Origin of the sequence: Thermotoga sp. Cell2, from assembly GCF_000789375.1 — a bacterium.
Classification (GTDB): domain Bacteria; phylum Thermotogota; class Thermotogae; order Thermotogales; family Thermotogaceae; genus Thermotoga; species Thermotoga petrophila.
The window spans coordinates 823,509-840,436 of the sequence record NZ_CP003409.1; the positions used below are offsets into that span (position 1 = coordinate 823,509).

Sequence of the window (16,928 nt, forward strand, 5' to 3'; positions counted from 1 at the left end):
CAAGAATGAGTGAGAGAAAGATCCCAAAGGAAGTAATTGAAGAAGTGGAAAGGCTCAGAGAGGAGATCGAGTATCACAACTACAGATACTACGTTTTGAACGATCCAGTTATTACGGACGAGGAATATGACAAACTCATGAGAAGGCTCATTGAACTGGAAAGGATGTATCCAGAACTGGTTACACCGGATTCGCCAACTCAGAGGGTAGGAGGAAAGGTACTCGAAGGTTTTAAAACGGTAAAGCATTCTGTTCCTATGTTGAGTCTTGATAACACGTACAACGAAGAAGAGATTCTCGAATTCGATCGGCGTGTTAAAAAAACTCTTCAGGAGGCAGAAGTCGAGTACGTTGCCGAGCTGAAGATAGACGGCGTTTCCATAGCTCTCAGATATGAGAACGGAAGGTTCGTCTTGGGAGCGACACGAGGAGATGGGATAGAAGGAGAGGATGTCTCCGAGAATGTGAAAACCGTACGCAGTATTCCACTTCGTCTGAGAAAGCCCGTCACCGTAGAAGTGAGAGGGGAAATATACATGCCTGTGGATGAATTCAAAAGGTTGAACGACGAAAGAGAAGAAGAAGGACTACCTCCCTTTGCCAATCCGAGGAATGCCGCTGCAGGAACGCTTCGGCAGTTGAACACGGCACTCGTTGCGGCAAGGCGTCTGGATTCGTTCATCTACTATGTGGTTCATCCCGAAAACTACGGTTTGAAGACACAATGGGAAGCTCTCCAGTTTCTGAAAGAACTCGGTTTCAAGGTGAATCCACACTCTAAACTGTGTAAAAACATTCAGGAAGTGATCGATTACTGGAGGGAGTGGGAAGAAAGAAAGAAGGAGCTGGATTATTGGGTTGATGGCGTTGTGGTGAAGGTGAACAGATTCGATTTCCAGAGAATTCTCGGCGAAACATCGAAAGCACCGCGATGGGCTATCGCATTCAAATTTCCCGCTGAGCAGGCAAGAACCAGGGTGCTGGATGTCACCATCCAGGTTGGACGAACAGGTGTTCTCACACCCGTTGCCGAGCTCGAACCCGTTCAGCTCGCTGGAACGATTGTGAAGAGAGCTTCGCTGCACAATTTCGAGTACATAAGAGAAAAAGATATCAGGATAGGAGACTATGTCTTTGTGGAAAAAGCCGGTGGAATCATTCCTCAAATAGTCAAATCGATACCGGAATTGAGAACCGGAAGCGAAAAGGAAATAAAACCACCCGATAAGTGTCCTGTCTGCGGCGGGAAAGTAGGAAAGTTGGATCCCGAAGAGGTTGCTCTCAGGTGTCTAAACCCGCATTGTCCTGCCAAACTGAAGAGGGCTTTGAGGACTCTGGTTTCCAGAGAGGCTCTCGATATTGAAGGACTCGGGGAGAAGTTGATAGACAGATTGGTCGATGCTGGCCTTGTAAAGGATATAGCGGATATCTTCTACCTCACTCCTTTCGATCTCGCTCAGCTTGGACCGGGGATCGGTCAGCGAACGATAGCTAAGATTCTCCAAGAGATAGAAGAGGCGAAGAAGAGGCCGCTCCATAAACTGATAACGGGTCTTGGAATTCCCATGGTAGGTCAGAAGACGGCGAAAATCCTCGCGGAACATTTCAAATCCCTGGAAGCAATCGCAGATGCTTCTTATGAAACACTGAAGGACATACCGGGAATCGGTCCAGAAATCGCAAAGAGCATCGTTGAGTACTTCCGAAATCCAAAAACAAGGGAAATCATTGAAAAACTCAAAAAAGCTGGAGTGAAACTCGAAGAGAGAGTTATGAAACTCGATATTCTGAAGGGATTGACTTTCGCCGTGACAGGTACCTTGAAGAACTTTACGAGAGAAGAAATAGTAGAGTTTTTCGAGAAGCTGGGAGCGAAAGTCGTCAACTCTGTGAGCAGGAACACGGACTATCTCATAGTGGGTGAAAATCCCGGTTCCAAGTACGAAAAAGCGAAGATGTTGAAAGTAAAAACGATGAGTGAGGAAGAATTCCTCGAGTTTGTCAGAAAAAGAGCAGAATTGAAAGGGTACAACTTCGATGAGATAATGAGGAGTTGGAAGGAATGGAGTTGATATTCGAAGGAAAACCACTGAAGAGCTTTTGTTTTTCGATGGTTTTCAACATTGGCTGGAGACACGAACCACCTGAATTACGAGGTTCTCTGTTGAGAACCTTCGATGACCTTGTGGGAATTCTGAAGAAAGAACTTCCCGAATACTTCGATGTTTCAAAGCACATTGATGCAGAATTCTCTAAACTCAAGATCTGGGGAACCTCTGACAAAGCGGAAATCCTTCTGGAGGCAGTTCATAAAGTGCTGGCGCTTCCCCCACAGATCTTCCTGGAAATTGGTGGTGGATTGATCTTTTCGGTGGCAGCCGGTGCTATGAAATCGGAAGTGTTGAATGAACTGGAAAGAATGAAATTTCCCAAGCCTTCAAAAGCTCCAAAGGTTCATATCAAACCGAGAAATTTCTTCAAGACGTTTAACCTGAGCAGGTTGGAAACGATTTTCCTTTATAGTTTCCTAAAAGAAACAGCGGGAGAGGTCTTCCTGGAGCTTTCGCCGATCGGGGATAGGATACACTATGGAAAGAATTTCCGTCTTCCTCCATTCCATGAAATCTCTAAATACAAGGACAGATTCAAGGCTTCACTGGCTAAACAACTGGAGACAACAGAAGGAACGGTTGATCTCCTTATAAATCTGAACATTTTCAAAAAGGAAAAGGTCTCGATAAGAGATGCATTGGAGGAACTGGAAAATCTGGATCTTTTGAAAAAGATAGACGCGATTGAAAAGATGTTCAGGAGGGTCTCGAGTTGAACATAGAGAGAGCGGATTTTGTTGACAGAGTGAAAATCTTCGTGAAAGCCGGTGACGGAGGAAACGGTTGTGTGAGCTTCAGAAGAGAGAAATACGTTCCAAAGGGCGGTCCTGATGGTGGAGACGGCGGCGATGGAGGGTTCGTCTTCCTCAGGGCCAATCCTTCTGTTTCCACACTGATAGAATTTGTGAACAAAAGAAAATTCGTGGCGGAAAACGGAAAACACGGCATGGGAAAGAAAATGAAAGGAAGAAACGGTAAGGATCTTTTCATAGACGTGCCGGTAGGAACTGTGGTCAAAGACGCCGTTACCGGAGAGATCATCGCTGATCTGAACGAACCGGGAAAAATCGTGTGTGTGGCGCGCGGTGGAAAGGGCGGAAGAGGGAACGCCCATTTTGCAACATCCACAAAGCAGGCTCCTTTGATAGCAGAACGCGGCGAGAAAGGTGAGTCCAGATGGCTCGAACTTGAACTGAAGATACTGGCAGACGTTGGACTCGTTGGATACCCGAACGTGGGAAAGTCTTCCCTCATATCGCGCATCAGCAACGCAAGACCCAAAATAGCGAATTATCCGTTCACAACACTCATACCTAATCTGGGAGTGGTGAAATACGATGACTTCAGCTTTGTGGTAGCGGACATTCCCGGTCTCATCGAAGGTGCAAGTGAGGGTGTAGGTCTCGGAAACGTATTTTTGAGGCACGTTGAAAGGTGCTACTTGATAGCCCATGTGATCGATGTGAGTGGCTATGAGAGGGAAGATCCGGTGAGAGATTACTTCGTCATAAGAGAAGAAATGAAGAAGTATTCTCCATTCCTTTTGGAGAAACCCGAGATAGTGGTTGCAAACAAGATAGACCTTATCGGTAAAGAAGAATTGGAGAAGATTCTGAAGAGACTGAGAGATGCTACCAACCGAGAGGTGATCCCCGTCTCTGCCTTGACAGGTGAGGGAATAGATCTGCTAGTTTCAAAGCTAGCCTCCATTGTCAGGGAAATGAAAGTAGAGAAATCGGAAAGAAAAGAAGAAAAATTCGTGAAGCCTTCACCTGTCTGGAGGAGGCTTCCTGAGAAGTTCCATTTAGAAGTTGTCAAAGAAGATGAGGGATACTGGGTGGTTGAAGGAGAGAACCTTAGAGTCTGGATAGAGAGATTCGACCTGAATCAGAGGGATGCGAGATTGATGCTTTTACAGGTTCTGGAGAAAAACGGTTTGAACAATAAATTGAAAGAAGCCGGGGTGAAGGAAGGGGATGTTGTCAGGATCGGAGATTTCGAGTTTGAATACAGGGAATAGAATAGGCATATTTGGAGGTTCGTTCGATCCCGTTCATACCGGTCATGTACTTGTGAGTGTCTACACGCTTGAAATTCTCGATCTGGATCGGTTGATCGTTGTACCCGTTTTCAATCCGCCGCACAAGAAAACGGTCGCCCCCTTTGAAAAGAGATTCGAGTGGTTGAAAAAAGTTTTCGAAGGAATGGAAAAGGTGGAAGTGAGTGATTATGAGAAAGGGAGAGGAGGCGTTTCTTACTCTATCTTCACAATAGAGTATTTTTCAGAGATCTACAAGACAAAACCGTTCTTTATCGTTGGCGAAGATGCGCTTTCTTACTTTGAGAAATGGTACAGATACCGCGATATCCTGGAAAAATCCACCCTGGTTGTTTATCCGAGGTACTGCGGGAAACCTTATCATGAGCACGCCAGGAGAGTATTAGGAGATCTGAGCGAGATTGTGTTTCTGGATATGCCTATCGTTCAAATTTCTTCTACGGAGATTCGTGAAAGGGCCAGAATTGGGAAGACTTTGAAAGGGTTCGTACCAGAGGAGATCAGGGAGGAAGTGGAGGTTTTCTATGGAGCTTAAAGTCGGTCTTGCGCCGATGGCAGGATACACTGATTCGGCATTCCGCACTCTGGCTTTCGAATGGGGTGCGGATTTTGCGTTCTCTGAAATGGTGAGTGCAAAGGGTTTTCTCATGAATTCTCAGAAGACAGAAGAACTCTTACCACAACCACATGAAAGAAACGTGGCGGTCCAGATCTTTGGAAGCGAACCGAGCGAACTTTCTGAGGCAGCGAGGATTCTCTCTGAAAAGTACAAGTGGATAGATTTGAACGCTGGTTGTCCTGTGAGAAAAGTTGTAAAAAAAGGAGCAGGCGGAGCTTTGTTGAAAGATTTGAGACATTTTCGATACATTGTGAGGGAGCTCAGAAAGAGTGTTTCTGGCAAATTTTCTGTGAAAACTCGCCTTGGATGGGAGAAAAATGAAGTCGAGGAGATATATCGAATACTCGTTGAGGAAGGAGTGGATGAGGTATTCATTCACACGAGAACGGTGGTTCAGGGTTTCACTGGGAAGGCTGAATGGAAGGCGTTGAGTGTTCTGGAAAAGAGAGTTCCTACCTTTGTGAGTGGTGATGTTTTCACCCCAGAAGACGCCAAAAGGGCTCTGGAAGAAAGCGGATGTGATGGCCTTCTGGTAGCGAGAGGCGCGATAGGAAGGCCTTGGATTTTCAAACAGATAAAGGATTTCCTCCGAAGCGGAAGGTACTCTGAACCGTCCCGGGAAGAAATTCTTAGAACGTTCGAAAGACATCTCGAATTGTTGATAAAGACGAAGGGTGAAAGAAAAGCAGTTGTGGAAATGAGAAAGTTTCTGGCAGGTTATACAAAAGATTTGAAAGGCGCAAGGAGATTCAGAGAGAAAGTTATGAAAATAGAAAAAGTTCAAATTTTAAAAGAGATGTTTTATAATTTCATCAAGGAGGTGTGAGCATGTTTTCTGCAAAGGAATTGCTGAACATAGCAGTAAGAGTAGAGAAAGAGGGAGAAGAGTTTTACAGAAAAATTGCCGAGCGTTTCACTCAGCCGGACATAAAGGAATTTTTCTCTTACATGTCCAGGCAGGAAGCCGAGCATGCCAGAACCTTTGAAAAGATCGGAGAAGAAGTGGGAGCCGAAGAGGAAACTTACCTCGATATGGAAGACACCGAAGAATATCTCAAAAGCTTTGTGGAGGGGAAATTCTTTCCATCTCCTGAAGTTATGGAAAAATATCTGAAAGAGAAGTCTGTCGAGGAAGCAGTAGATTTTTCCATATCGGTTGAAAAGGAAACCATCATCTTTTATTACGAAATTTTAGAACTCTTGAAGAACGAGAAAGCAAGATCTCTTGTTAAAGGTATTATAGAGCAGGAAAAACAGCACGTGGTAAAACTCCTCAAGATAAAGGGGATGATCACCTGATATGCCTTTTTACAAATACGTGGCCGTGGAGGGGAGTGGTAAGAAGATAACGGGGGTCATAGAAGCAGAGAACAAGTTGAAAGCGATATCGATCCTTTCTGAGAGAGGATTGATGGTTGTTCGTGTGGAAGAGAGAAAAAATCCAAAGAAGAGTTCGCCGTTCTTTCAGATTTCAATCAGCGAAATAGCTACGTTCTGCCGACAGCTTTCCATAATGATTTCGGCCGGTATAAGGATAAAAGAAGCGTTGAACATTCTGGCTCGTCAGACGGTTTTTTCAAAGCGTTTCAGAAAAGTTATACTGGAAATCGCTCTCAGCGTTGAAACAGGGGATTCTTTAGCAGAAGCTTTCAGAAAAACAGGTGTTTTCGACAGTGTTTTGATCAGTATGTTAGAAGCAGGAGAAGAAGGTGGAGTCCTTGACAGAACCCTGAAGAGGGCTGCGGACTTTTACGAAAGTATGAAAAGGCTTCAGGATGAGGTAAAATCCGCCATGGCTTATCCTCTCTTTGTTCTCTTCTTTGCAGTGGTAATCGTACTTGTGATCAGTTTTTACATACTCCCCAACCTCGTCAGGGCTTTTGGAACTTCTATTCCACTCTCACCCACGATTCAATCTCTTCTAAAAGCCAACGAATTTTTGAGTGAAAACTGGCCGTGGTTCTCGGTGCTTGTGGTGGGTATCATAGCCGGTATTTTCGTTTTGATGAAATCAAGATACGGTGTTTACATAAAGGAATATCTATCCTTTATTTTTCCACCTGTCAGGAAGCTCAGACAGAACATGGGGCTCGAACGATTCGCCAGAACACTGGGAATTCTTGTGGGAAGCGGTGTCAGAATAACCGATGCCATAAAGATGGCCGCTCAGGCTTCCAGTTCACCTTCCATTATCAGAAAAACCGAAGAAATGGTTCGGAAGATATCCGAAGGGAAAACCCTTCGAGATACTTTTGCAGAAAGTGGAGTTTTTCCACAGTTGATTTATGAGATGATCGGAACAGGAGAAGAGACTGGAAAAGTCGACGAAGTGATGGAAAGAGTGGCCGACTTCTACGAGGACATAGTGAAAAACAGTGTGAAGCAGCTTGTTTCTCTGGTAGAGCCTCTATTGATAGCAGGTGTTGGTGGATTTGTGGCTTTCCTCGCGTATTCGATATACACCACGGTATTTCAGCTTCAGAGGAGTATAGGTGGATGAACATTATCGAAGTTCTCATAGTCATCGCTATTTCATTGATGATAATGGGATTTTTCATACCGACTCTGATGTTCAAGCTGGGAAAAGATCATCAGGCTGTTGCTTTTAAGATCATGGCGATTAGAATGATTGAAAGAACATCCAGAAACGGACTTTTGATAATAGAAGATAATGGGAAAATAGTAACTTACGATCCTCATAAGAATGAAAAGAAAATCTATGAATTTCCATTCACTTTTCTCTCCAAAACGGCTGTAGATGGAGAAGACATCACTTTCAAAAATGGGTTTGTCTCCACAGCAGGTACTGTCTATGGAGATGGGTGGTGGATCACCGTGGAACCAGTCACTGGCAGAATGAGATTGTACGGGGGGAGATAGCTTGCAGCTTTTCTACAATGATATCCTTTCCCTGAATTGGTGTTCACATTGTGTGGAGATATCCCGTGCGAGAATGAGAGGGTCCAAATTGAAGCTGTTAGATCACAAATTATCTCTTCTGGAAATAACAGATGAGGAGAAATCAGATGAAATTATACTGAATCTTTCAAGAAACGTGAAAAAAGATCTTGAAGATATAGTCGTTGCGAACGTGTCCATGGAGAACGTGCTGGTGATGAATATAAAAGTTCCTCCTACGTTGAACAGGCAAAATGCTGTAGAGTATGCCACGATGGAAATATCAAGAAATCTTGGTATACTCCCTGAACAGCTTGTTGTTGCTCCTCTGGATATTCACGGTGGTGAGGGATTGTTTTTTGTTTCAAAGGTTGACCAGGTGAAGAGTTTTGTAACAGACCTCATGAAAAAAGAGTTCCCAGAAACGGATGTGGTTATTCCCGATATCGTTAAATATCTTGAAGTGTTCGAATTCTATTTTGGGAAGCGTTTGAAAGGAACCAGTGTTCTTACGGTGATTTCTTTCTTGAGTGACTATTATTCCATAGTTGTTCTCGAGAACAACCACTATCGTTCTCTCAGGTTGCTTTTTTCGATGTTCTGGGACTATATGGACATTGTGGTGGAGAACACGGGAGTTCAGCCCAAGGAATTGATGGAAGGAACAGTGAATGTAGATCTTGACTTTTTACAACCATATTTTGGTGATTTCCTGATTGAACTCGACAGAGAAGTCAAAGTGTCTTTGGATGAAGTTAATCTGAGCAGGGTCGATCAGTTCTTCTACATCGTTGATCCCCCAATCCTTTCACCAGTTCTTTCTCAGACGCTGGAAAAGTTCGAGGGAGTAGCGTTGAAGCAAGGAATCGTTCCTTCTTTTAAACCTGGTGTATCCTTAGGAACCCTTGGTTTGATGATAAGGGGGGGCAGGGAAATTGGAAAAGTTAAACATCTATCCGTTTAAGAAACGAAAGGTAAAGTTATCTACTTTTCTGGTACTGTTGGTCGTCATGTTGCTTCCTCCTGTTTCCTTTAATATCTACTTTAGTTATGCGAAAGAGCAAATGATAGAAAGACTGCAAAGTGATTACTCCGAGGTTTTGAGAGCGTATTCTGTGAAGCTTTCGAAAGATTCTTCCAAAAATCTGGAGGAAATCTCCCGTGTGGAAAGCGTTTTTATGAACCAAATAAAATCATTGGAAGTGAGAGTCAATCAACTGAATGCTTTCCTTGACAAAAGGAAGAAATGGGAAGATTTTTTGAAGGTTTTGCTGAACATTTTTGAAGATCAAAATCGAACTCTGTGCTATCTTGATTTCTCTCAAGAAAAAGCCATTGTTGAGTTTTACGAAGTTTCCAAAAACGTTGTAAGTAGTACTTTTCAAAACTCGAATGTGAGTACAAGTCTCCTGTTTGAAGAAAAACTACCGGAAGGTTTTTATCTGAGAAAGTACAGGCTTGAGTACAGGGCGGTGGGAAAGTGAGGGGAATAAACAGAAAGTTCGCTATCTGGTTCGCTGTTTTGACTCTCCTCGTGCTGGTCTTTGGACTTGTGGTGCCAGATTTTGTGATCTTCATGTCCAACACCAAAAAACTGGAACAGAAACTTCAAAACCTGGCACCTGCTTTCAAGGTTTTCACCTTGAAGCAAAGGGAATACGAGGAAATAATAAAGACGATCATGAGTACACCTGAGTTTCAATACAATTTCACCGAAAAAGAAATCAGTGTTGAAGAAGTTGAAGATCTCTTAAAGGAACTTGCTGAGACACGAAGGGTGACAGTGAAGACCTTGACCATTGATGCGAAAAGAGTTATACCGATCAATTTCTTCGGTACCCCAATATCTCAACCCAGTGTGAAGATCACCCTTGAATTAGAAAGGGTGAAACAATGAACCGAAGAACGGTGATTCTTCTCGTAATTATGGGGGTTGTGTGGTCATTTGTTCTTTTCTATTTGTTCGCTGGCAACAGGGAGTCCGGAACTCTTCAGGTGGAAAGGCCAACGGATTTTACGGCGCTGGTGAACAAAATACAGATCAACCCCTTGCTCAAGAAAACGGCTCAGGAAAATCCTCCAGAATTCTCGTACAGGGTTTTCAATCCCGCGACGCTCAGCTTTGGGAAAGAGGCAGCCGACACTCTGATCGTGACGCTTCCTCCTCTGAAGTATCGATTCCTGGGTTTCATAAGAACAGGTGATGGATTAAAAGTATTTCTCTCCGATGGAGAAAAACTCTTTGAGGTGTCGGGCGAGAGCCCATCTTTTGGAAATTATGTGGTCACCTACGTTTCGAGTCTCGGTGTTCTGGTTCTCGACGTGGAAAATGGTAGATTTTTTCAATAAGATGAGGAGGGGTGGTATCTGTGAGGAGAATACTTCTTATTCTTGTCATGTTGATGTTCAGTGTGTTGTTCTCTGCAGAGCTCGTAGGGGTACTTCCTAAGATAGAGAATGATCGAGTGATCATAAAGATTCAGGTTTCTTCACCGGTTGAAGATGTTTCGGCAGAAATGAATTCTTCAAAGACTGTGTTCTCCATTTTCATGAAAGGGGTTCAAATGAAGATCAGCAGATTCATGGTTCCCGTTGGTGTTGGTCCTGTTGAAGGTGTACGAGTGGTGAACGTTGGCAATGGAGTTATGGTGTCCGCGAGTCTGCTGGTTCCATTCCCAGGAAGCTACCGTTTAGAAGACAAGACGATAGTGATGGAATTTCCAAGAAGTAAGGAAAGAATCGATGTGTCCTTTGAAAACATGCCTTTTGAAGATATGGTAAAGTACCTCTCTGAGAGATTGAATCTCAACGTAATCGTTTCAGATAGTGTCAAAAGTGCAACAACGAGTTTGAAACTGAACGATGTCACACCCGAAGATGCGCTGAGAGACCTTCTCGTTACATTCGGAGAAGTTGCCTACGCTTATTTTCCGGATGGGACTATGTTCATAGGAAAATACGAAGAAGTATCCGGAAGGTTTCAGAGATTCTGGGGTATATACAGAGTAGAGAATCAAACAGTTGCCGACAGGATAAAGAGTCTCATTTCTCAGGAAGCCATGATAGACTACCTTCCGTCAAAATCTGTTCTCTTCGTCTATGGAACTTCGGAAGAACATGACCTCGTGGCGAGCCTTCTTTCTGTTTCTCCACCCCTTCAGCAAAAAGAAGTTTCCTTCTCGGTAGATTCAGCGAGAGTGGAAGAACTCCTGACCGCTCTCAAAAGTGTGTATCAGTTCGAGTATCATCTCTTAAAGCCGGTATCCAGAGTGATTCTTGTGGGAGATTCTGAGACGATTTCGAAAGTGGAAAGATATATCAGGATTTTGGAAACTCGTGAGCAGGTGTCTGTAGAAGAACAGGTCCAGATTCCGGCTAAAAAATTCGTTTTTTATGCCTACGACCCAGAATCCGCTGCTTCGCTTATCACTTTGCTCCTCGGAATAGATGCCCAGCCTTTCAAGGACATGAATCTGGTGGTGTGCCAGGTGCCGATAGACAAGGAGCAGGAACTGGTTGATTTCATTGCAGAAAACAACCTGGAACTCGGTGAGATGTTCTATCTGGATATCAAAAAAGGTGAAGAGGACTTTCTCAGAGAAGTGGCACAATTTCTTGGAGTACCGGATTCAAGGCTGAGATTTCTCAACATTGATGGTGAGAATGTAAAGGCAGGACTGTCAGTTTCAAAAGCAGTCTATGAGAAAGTATCCCCCATTCTGGAAAAATTGTTGTCACTCAGAAGAAAGAACTTCATCGTGAAAAGTGTGGAATTGAAAAAGGAGATTCAGCAGGAAATGATAGACGCGATAACGAGAATGTACGGGGTTTCTATGGAAAAAATAGGGAACTTCCTCTTCATAGAGGGAGCCAGGAGTTCCGTTGAAAACGCTGAAGAGCAGCTGAAGAAACTTCAGATTGAACACACACAATTTCTGAAAATCGCCTTAAAAACTGAGAATGTGGAAGATTTGAGCAGATTCATGAAGGAAAAGTACGGTGTTGAATTCGAGTACTTTTCTTCTCTGAAGATGGCAATGCTGAGTGGGAAGGAAGAAGAAAACGTTCAAAAGGCCGCTGAGGAATTGCAGATAATTTCTTCGGAGGAGAGGATCATAAGGTTCGTGAAAAAAACTGAGAATGTACCGATCGATAAAGCGAAAAATGTTGTTTCGCAACTGTACAGTGTATCAATAGAAGAGTTAGGGAATGAACTTGCCGTCATCGGTGAAAGAGAAGAAGTCGAAAAGGCTGCTGATCTTCTTCAGAAAATCTTCTCTTCCGAAGTAGAGATCTCGCGTGACTTTGTGAAGTTGCCCAGCTGGATTGATGAACAAGAGAAACTCCTCGAAGTTGTGAAAAACAGCGCCGGGATCACTTACGAAATACTGGACGGAGTAGTTTACTTTGAAGGGACAAAGGAGAATGTCGAAAAGGCAAAGGAACTCTTCTCAGACATAGTGGAAAAACTTGGAGAAGTACGTAAGGAAGAAACAGTGGAATTCCTCGAAGTGGATTCTTCCTTCCCTGTTGAAGAATTTATAAACCTCTCCAGCAAGCTGTATCCGGATGTTACCTGTTTCAGTCTTGATCAACTGGGCCTTCTGGTTCTCAAGGGATCTTCAGAAGCGGTGGAAGATCTTTCGAGCATTTACCGTTCTTTCTTCGAGAGGCACCAAAAGATAGTCAAAGAAAACGTGTTCGATCGACTCATGCTGGAAGTTCCGAGCGGTTTTTCTTTCGAGGAATTCAAGACCTTCCTGGAAGTTCTCGTTCCAGAAGTCAAACAAGTTGTCTATCTTGACAAGTTGAACCTGCTTCTGGTGGAAGTTCCTGTTTCACAATCGGAGAAAGTGAAAAGTCTCCTCGATACGTTCTTGAAAAAGGAAGAAGCTGTATCAGAAAAGAAAGCGGTGAAAAGTGTCACCATACCTTCCGGTGTGAACCCTGACGAACTTTCTTCTTACTTGAAGAAACTCCTCAGAAATGTCGAGATCACGGTCTTTCCGAACATGGGGCAGATGATCGTAGAGGGACCAGAGAACGAAGTGAGAAAAGCTGTAGAACTCGTAGAAACGGAAAAAGAAAAGATCGTTTTGAAGGAAAAGAAAGATTACGTAAAGGTTTCTGATGGTAAGCTGACTATAAACGCAGAGGATGCTCCGCTTTACGATCTTCTCGAAGAGATCGCCGGTGAACTTGGAATTTCGGTGATGTTTGTCTCCATCCCTTCGGAGAAGATCACGATGAAGGCAGATAATGTCGCATGGGAAAAGTTTATTGATCTGATCTCTCAGAACTATGGTTATTTATTTGACAACAAAAACGGTGTGTACGTTGTCTCAAAACCCAAACAGGATCTTGCAAGGCGCTACATCTACGATGTGCCGCACAATTTCGATCAAATAAAAGCTTTGATCGAATTCTACGGAGGAACGGTCTATGTGGATTCCCTGAACAACTTCATGGTGGTAACAGGGATTTCTGAGACGATAAAAAAAGAGCTGGATGACATCATAGAAAAATTGAAAAAACCGACGAAACAGGTAGAGATATCTGCAAAGATAGTGGATAGATCTTTGATCGACAGATTGAGCAAAGAAACTGTTCTCGAATTGACTGGAGGAAATGTGAATGTAGGGTCCTCTGGTGCAGGGATATCTTTCTTCGTGACCGACTACCTTGATTTCGAAAAGATCCTCGGAGAAATTTTGAACAGCACTCTTTCTCTTCAGTTCTCAGATCAAAAGACCAACACTCTCGATGACATTCTTGCGAGCCCCAGAATCGTCACCACCAGCGGAAAAGAGGCGAGAATATTGATAGGTGACAGAATACCGTACGTTACAGATACCAACGGAGACGGAACTCCAGAAGTGCAATTCCTCGAGACCGGTATAGAACTCAGTATCACACCGTTCGTACGAAGCGACGACACCATAGAGCTCGATCTCTTTGTGAAGGCCAGTGAGCCTGGAAACTACATAAATGAAGTGCCGGGGGAAAGGACGCGAGAAGCCCAAACGCACCTCATCGTGAAGAACGGAAGTACCATAACGATAGGAGGTCTGATCAGAGAAGTAACGAACGTAACAGAAAGTAAGCTACCTTTCCTCGGTGATCTACCGGTGATAGGTCAGTTCTTCAGAACAAAGTCCGAAAACAAAGAAAAGCGAGATCTTGTCATATTCCTCACCGTGAGGGTGGTGGAACCATGAAAAGAAAGCCGGCCGTGGCCGGCCTTTTTTATCCCTCCAGGAGAGATGAACTCATCGAACAAATCAGGATGTGCTTTCTTGACAAAAGGATTGGACCGGGCGAGCTGCCTGTCCCTGTCGAAACAAAGCTTCAAAATCCCATTGGCCTTGTCTCTCCCCATGCTGGTTACATCTACAGTGGGCCTGTTGCTGCGTGGGGATTTCTCGAGGCAGTTAAGTTCGGCGAACCTTCTGTCGTGGTTATTATCGGACCAAATCACACGGGTCTGGGAAGACCCGTGGGTGTGTGGCCAGAGGGGGAGTGGGAAACCCCGCTTGGAACTGTTCCGGTGAATCAGCGTGCAGTAGAGGTCATCTTGAGCAATTCTAGATACGCTGAGGAAGACTTCATGTCTCACATCAGAGAGCATTCTATTGAGGTCCAAATTCCGTTTCTTCAGTTCGTGTTTGGAGAGGTTTCCATGGTTCCCATATGTCTGATGGATCAGAGTCCTGCGGTTGCTGAAGATCTTGCAAGTGCTTTGATGAAACTTGCAGCCGAGTTTCCGGGTGTTCTGATAATAGCCTCAACAGATCTGAATCACTATGAAGATCAGAGAACAACTCTGAGGAAAGATTCCTATATCATAGAAGCGATAAAGAGTAATGACCCACGCCTTCTGTACGAATATCTCGTGAAAGAAGATATCAGCATGTGTGGGTACGGTGGAGTGGCCACCCTTTTGAATATGAATTTCAAAAACGCCAGGATTTTGAAACATGCTACCAGTGGAGATGTATCCGGTGATAAATTAGAAGTCGTTGGGTATCTCAGTGCGATCCTCTTCTGAGGATTTCTTCGAGCTCTTCTATTTTCAGAAGTTTTGAAAGTAACACATAGACAAAAACACCGATCAGTACCAGAAAGATCGTTCCGAGATTCCCTTTGAATGAATCTTTCAGCAGAAGAATCACAATTCCCATGACTGCAGAAGCCAGGCTGATTTTGAAAATCTTTTTGTCGAAGGAGGGTTTCATTCTTAGAGCGAGAAAAACGAATCCAGCAATGTATGAAACACTCGTTGCAAGTGCAATACCCGAGGCTCCCATGGTGAAACCAAGTATCACGTCGAGCGATATGTTCACAGCAGAGACAAGCAGAGTGGCAAAGAAGGGAGTCTTCACTTCTTTTGAAGCATGGTAAGCACGAGATAAGAGATTGAACAGAGACACAAAACACAATCCAATTGCGTACATGAGGAGTATCTGAGCCGATTTTTTCACGTCTTCATGGGTGAACGCTCCATATCCGAAAAGTAGGGAAATGATTCTCTCGGAAAGAATCATCAATCCAATCGAGGAAGGAAGGGTCAGAAAGAGGCTTTTGCTTATGAAATCTTTCAGATTTTCGTGAAAATCCCCTTCGCTTTCGCTGAGGGTGGATAACGCAACGGTGGATACCGCAACACCGAAGATACCGAGTGGAAGCTGGTAGAGCCGGCTGGAAAGCTGGATCAAAGAGAGTGAACCCGGGTCTAAAAAGGAAGCAACGTTCACATCGATCAATGTGGTTATCTGGGAGACTGCCATTGTCATGAACGTTCCAAGGAAGAGTCTGTAGAATTCCCCAAGACCTTTGAATGTTGGTCTGTATCGAAATTTTCCGAAGGGAAGTAGAACCAGTAGTGCAGCCAGGCCTCCTACCGTGAATCCGGCGGCTGCCCACCTTACATCACCAAACAGACATCCCACTATCACACCTAAGTTCGAAAACATAGGAGTCAACGCGGGAAGAAAATATCTGTGTGAAGCGTTGTGTACCGAATAAAAAACTGCCCACACAAAAACGATGGTTATGAACGGAGCTGTCAGGCGTATGAGATCGGCTGCCAGTGATTTCACTTCTTCGTCGGCACCTGTGGCGAAGATAGATGCCATGAAATAAGGAAAGACTTCGGAAAGAAGGACAATGACGAGAGTAACGAGTCCAAGAGAGGTGAGCACAGCCGAAGTGAACTGTTCTTTTTCTTCCTCGTTCTCCAACTTTTTGTAGATTGCCAGAAAAGCTGAGCTCATTGCACCCTCGGCGAAGGTCCTTCTGAGGAAGAACGGAAAGACTATAGAAACATAGTAAGCATCGAGAGTAGAGGAAGCACCAAAAGTTTTTGCGAGAATCACATCACGAACGAGGCCCGTGATACGCGAGAAAAGCGTTCCCAGAGAGAAAGCGAGCGTTTTCTTTATGCTGGACACTCTTCTTCCTCCTGATTTAAGTTTGCGGAAAAGCACCCGATAATATTATACGGAAGGAGGTGAGGGAATGATAGACAGAATAAACGGACCGGGAGATATAAATCCTATCGAAGGAATAAAGAAGCCTTCTGTAGAAAAATCAAAGGAGAAGAGGAAAAAGGAAAGCACCGATAATGTTGAGCTTCGGCACGTCGAAGATGTCAGAAAATTCGCTGAAGAGGCGAAAAACATATCAACTGTCCGCGAGCAGCTGGTAGAAGAGCTGAAAAAGGCCATAGAGAGTGGAAATTACTTCGTCGATACTGAAAGGCTTGCCCGAAAAATTCTGGAGGAGCTGTCCGAATGAGAGAGGAATTGAAGAGGGTTCTCACAGAGAAGATAAGACTCATGGAGAATATGAGAAATCTTCTGGAAGAAGAACTGGAAGCGATTGTAAATAAGGACTTCGAACGTCTTGAAAGCATCCTGCCGCACATTGAGGAGCTTTCCGTTTCGATGGAAACCTGCAACGAAATATTGAAATCTTCACTGGAATCACACGGAAATGGCACAAAGCTCATCGATCTTCTGGAAATCTACAAGGACGATGAAGAAATGCTTTCAGAGCTAAGGAGTTTCTTTGAAACGCTGAACAAGTTGGTCTTCGAGATAGAAAAGTTAAAACAGGCAATAGGTTTTCATTTGAATTACATAGATTTTGTGTTCAATCTTCAAAGGAATGAACTCACCTACAATCGAAATGGATCCTTCGATAGAGATGGTCCTTCGATGTTCAACGGGAGGTCCTGAAA

General features: G+C 44.0%; 17 protein-coding genes. 16 read left to right on the forward strand and 1 reads right to left on the reverse strand.

Going from position 1 to position 16,928, the window contains the following annotated elements:
- Positions 1 to 5 precede the first annotated feature (5 nt).
- The 14 genes from ligA (at position 6) to amrB (ending at position 14,735) form a co-directional block, all read left to right on the forward strand.
- On the forward strand, positions 6 to 2,072 hold the full coding sequence (ligA, locus tag CELL2_RS04210; protein WP_038033213.1) for an NAD-dependent DNA ligase LigA: 2,067 nt from the start codon (positions 6 to 8) through the stop codon (positions 2,070 to 2,072).
- Positions 2,063 to 2,827, forward strand: a complete 765-nt coding sequence (locus tag CELL2_RS04215; protein ID WP_011943411.1) for a hypothetical protein — start codon at positions 2,063 to 2,065, stop codon at positions 2,825 to 2,827. Before ligA ends, CELL2_RS04215 begins: the two co-directional genes overlap by 10 nt.
- Positions 2,824 to 4,131 (forward strand): GTPase ObgE, encoded by a 1,308-nt coding sequence (gene obgE, locus CELL2_RS04220; protein ID WP_012310777.1) that lies wholly within the window; start codon positions 2,824 to 2,826, stop codon positions 4,129 to 4,131. The genes CELL2_RS04215 and obgE overlap by 4 nt, the downstream gene beginning before the upstream one ends.
- A complete protein-coding gene (nadD, locus tag CELL2_RS04225; protein ID WP_038033216.1) occupies positions 4,088 to 4,705 on the forward strand; it encodes a nicotinate (nicotinamide) nucleotide adenylyltransferase in 618 nt (205 codons plus the stop codon). Before obgE ends, nadD begins: the two co-directional genes overlap by 44 nt.
- Positions 4,695 to 5,615 (forward strand): tRNA dihydrouridine synthase DusB, encoded by a 921-nt coding sequence (gene dusB / locus CELL2_RS04230; RefSeq protein ID WP_011943414.1) that lies wholly within the window; start codon positions 4,695 to 4,697, stop codon positions 5,613 to 5,615. The genes nadD and dusB overlap by 11 nt, the downstream gene beginning before the upstream one ends.
- A gap of 2 nt (positions 5,616 to 5,617) precedes the next feature.
- Positions 5,618 to 6,088 carry a ferritin family protein gene (locus CELL2_RS04235; protein ID WP_038033218.1) on the forward strand — a complete coding sequence of 157 codons (471 nt, stop codon included), beginning with the start codon at positions 5,618 to 5,620 and terminating at the stop codon, positions 6,086 to 6,088.
- A gap of 1 nt (position 6,089) precedes the next feature.
- The gene (locus CELL2_RS04240; protein ID WP_038033220.1) at positions 6,090 to 7,289 is read left to right on the forward strand and encodes a type II secretion system F family protein; all 1,200 of its coding nucleotides are present in this window, start codon (positions 6,090 to 6,092) and stop codon (positions 7,287 to 7,289) included.
- A complete protein-coding gene (locus CELL2_RS04245) occupies positions 7,286 to 7,669 on the forward strand; it encodes a hypothetical protein (protein ID WP_011943417.1) in 384 nt (127 codons plus the stop codon). Before CELL2_RS04240 ends, CELL2_RS04245 begins: the two co-directional genes overlap by 4 nt.
- A 1-nt stretch (position 7,670) precedes the next feature.
- Positions 7,671 to 8,651: a hypothetical protein gene (locus tag CELL2_RS04250; protein ID WP_011943418.1), complete on the forward strand. Its 981-nt coding sequence runs from the start codon at positions 7,671 to 7,673 to the stop codon at positions 8,649 to 8,651.
- 100 nt (positions 8,652 to 8,751) lie between these two features.
- Complete coding sequence (locus tag CELL2_RS04255; protein WP_235231294.1) at positions 8,752 to 9,171, forward strand: hypothetical protein; 420 nt, start codon at positions 8,752 to 8,754, stop codon at positions 9,169 to 9,171.
- Positions 9,168 to 9,584 carry a hypothetical protein gene (locus tag CELL2_RS04260; protein ID WP_011943420.1) on the forward strand — a complete coding sequence of 139 codons (417 nt, stop codon included), beginning with the start codon at positions 9,168 to 9,170 and terminating at the stop codon, positions 9,582 to 9,584. Before CELL2_RS04255 ends, CELL2_RS04260 begins: the two co-directional genes overlap by 4 nt.
- Positions 9,581 to 10,036, forward strand: coding sequence for a hypothetical protein (locus tag CELL2_RS04265; RefSeq protein ID WP_039446210.1), 456 nt, complete (start codon positions 9,581 to 9,583; stop codon positions 10,034 to 10,036). Before CELL2_RS04260 ends, CELL2_RS04265 begins: the two co-directional genes overlap by 4 nt.
- Before the next feature lie 20 nt (positions 10,037 to 10,056).
- A complete protein-coding gene (locus CELL2_RS04270; protein WP_038033222.1) occupies positions 10,057 to 13,905 on the forward strand; it encodes a type II secretion system protein GspD in 3,849 nt (1,282 codons plus the stop codon).
- Positions 13,902 to 14,735 carry an AmmeMemoRadiSam system protein B gene (amrB, locus tag CELL2_RS04275; RefSeq protein ID WP_012310781.1) on the forward strand — a complete coding sequence of 278 codons (834 nt, stop codon included), beginning with the start codon at positions 13,902 to 13,904 and terminating at the stop codon, positions 14,733 to 14,735. The genes CELL2_RS04270 and amrB overlap by 4 nt, the downstream gene beginning before the upstream one ends.
- On the opposite strand, the gene murJ is transcribed toward amrB, so the two are convergent.
- Complete coding sequence (murJ, locus tag CELL2_RS04280) at positions 14,716 to 16,137, reverse strand: murein biosynthesis integral membrane protein MurJ (protein WP_038033224.1); 1,422 nt, start codon at positions 16,135 to 16,137, stop codon at positions 14,716 to 14,718. The genes amrB and murJ overlap by 20 nt on opposite strands.
- 67 nt (positions 16,138 to 16,204) lie before the next feature.
- On the opposite strand from murJ, the gene flgM reads away from it, so the two are divergent.
- Positions 16,205 to 16,483, forward strand: coding sequence for a flagellar biosynthesis anti-sigma factor FlgM (gene flgM, locus CELL2_RS04285; protein WP_011943425.1), 279 nt, complete (start codon positions 16,205 to 16,207; stop codon positions 16,481 to 16,483).
- Complete coding sequence (gene flgN / locus CELL2_RS04290; RefSeq protein WP_012310783.1) at positions 16,480 to 16,926, forward strand: flagellar export chaperone FlgN; 447 nt, start codon at positions 16,480 to 16,482, stop codon at positions 16,924 to 16,926. Before flgM ends, flgN begins: the two co-directional genes overlap by 4 nt.
- Positions 16,927 to 16,928: the final 2 nt, after the last annotated feature.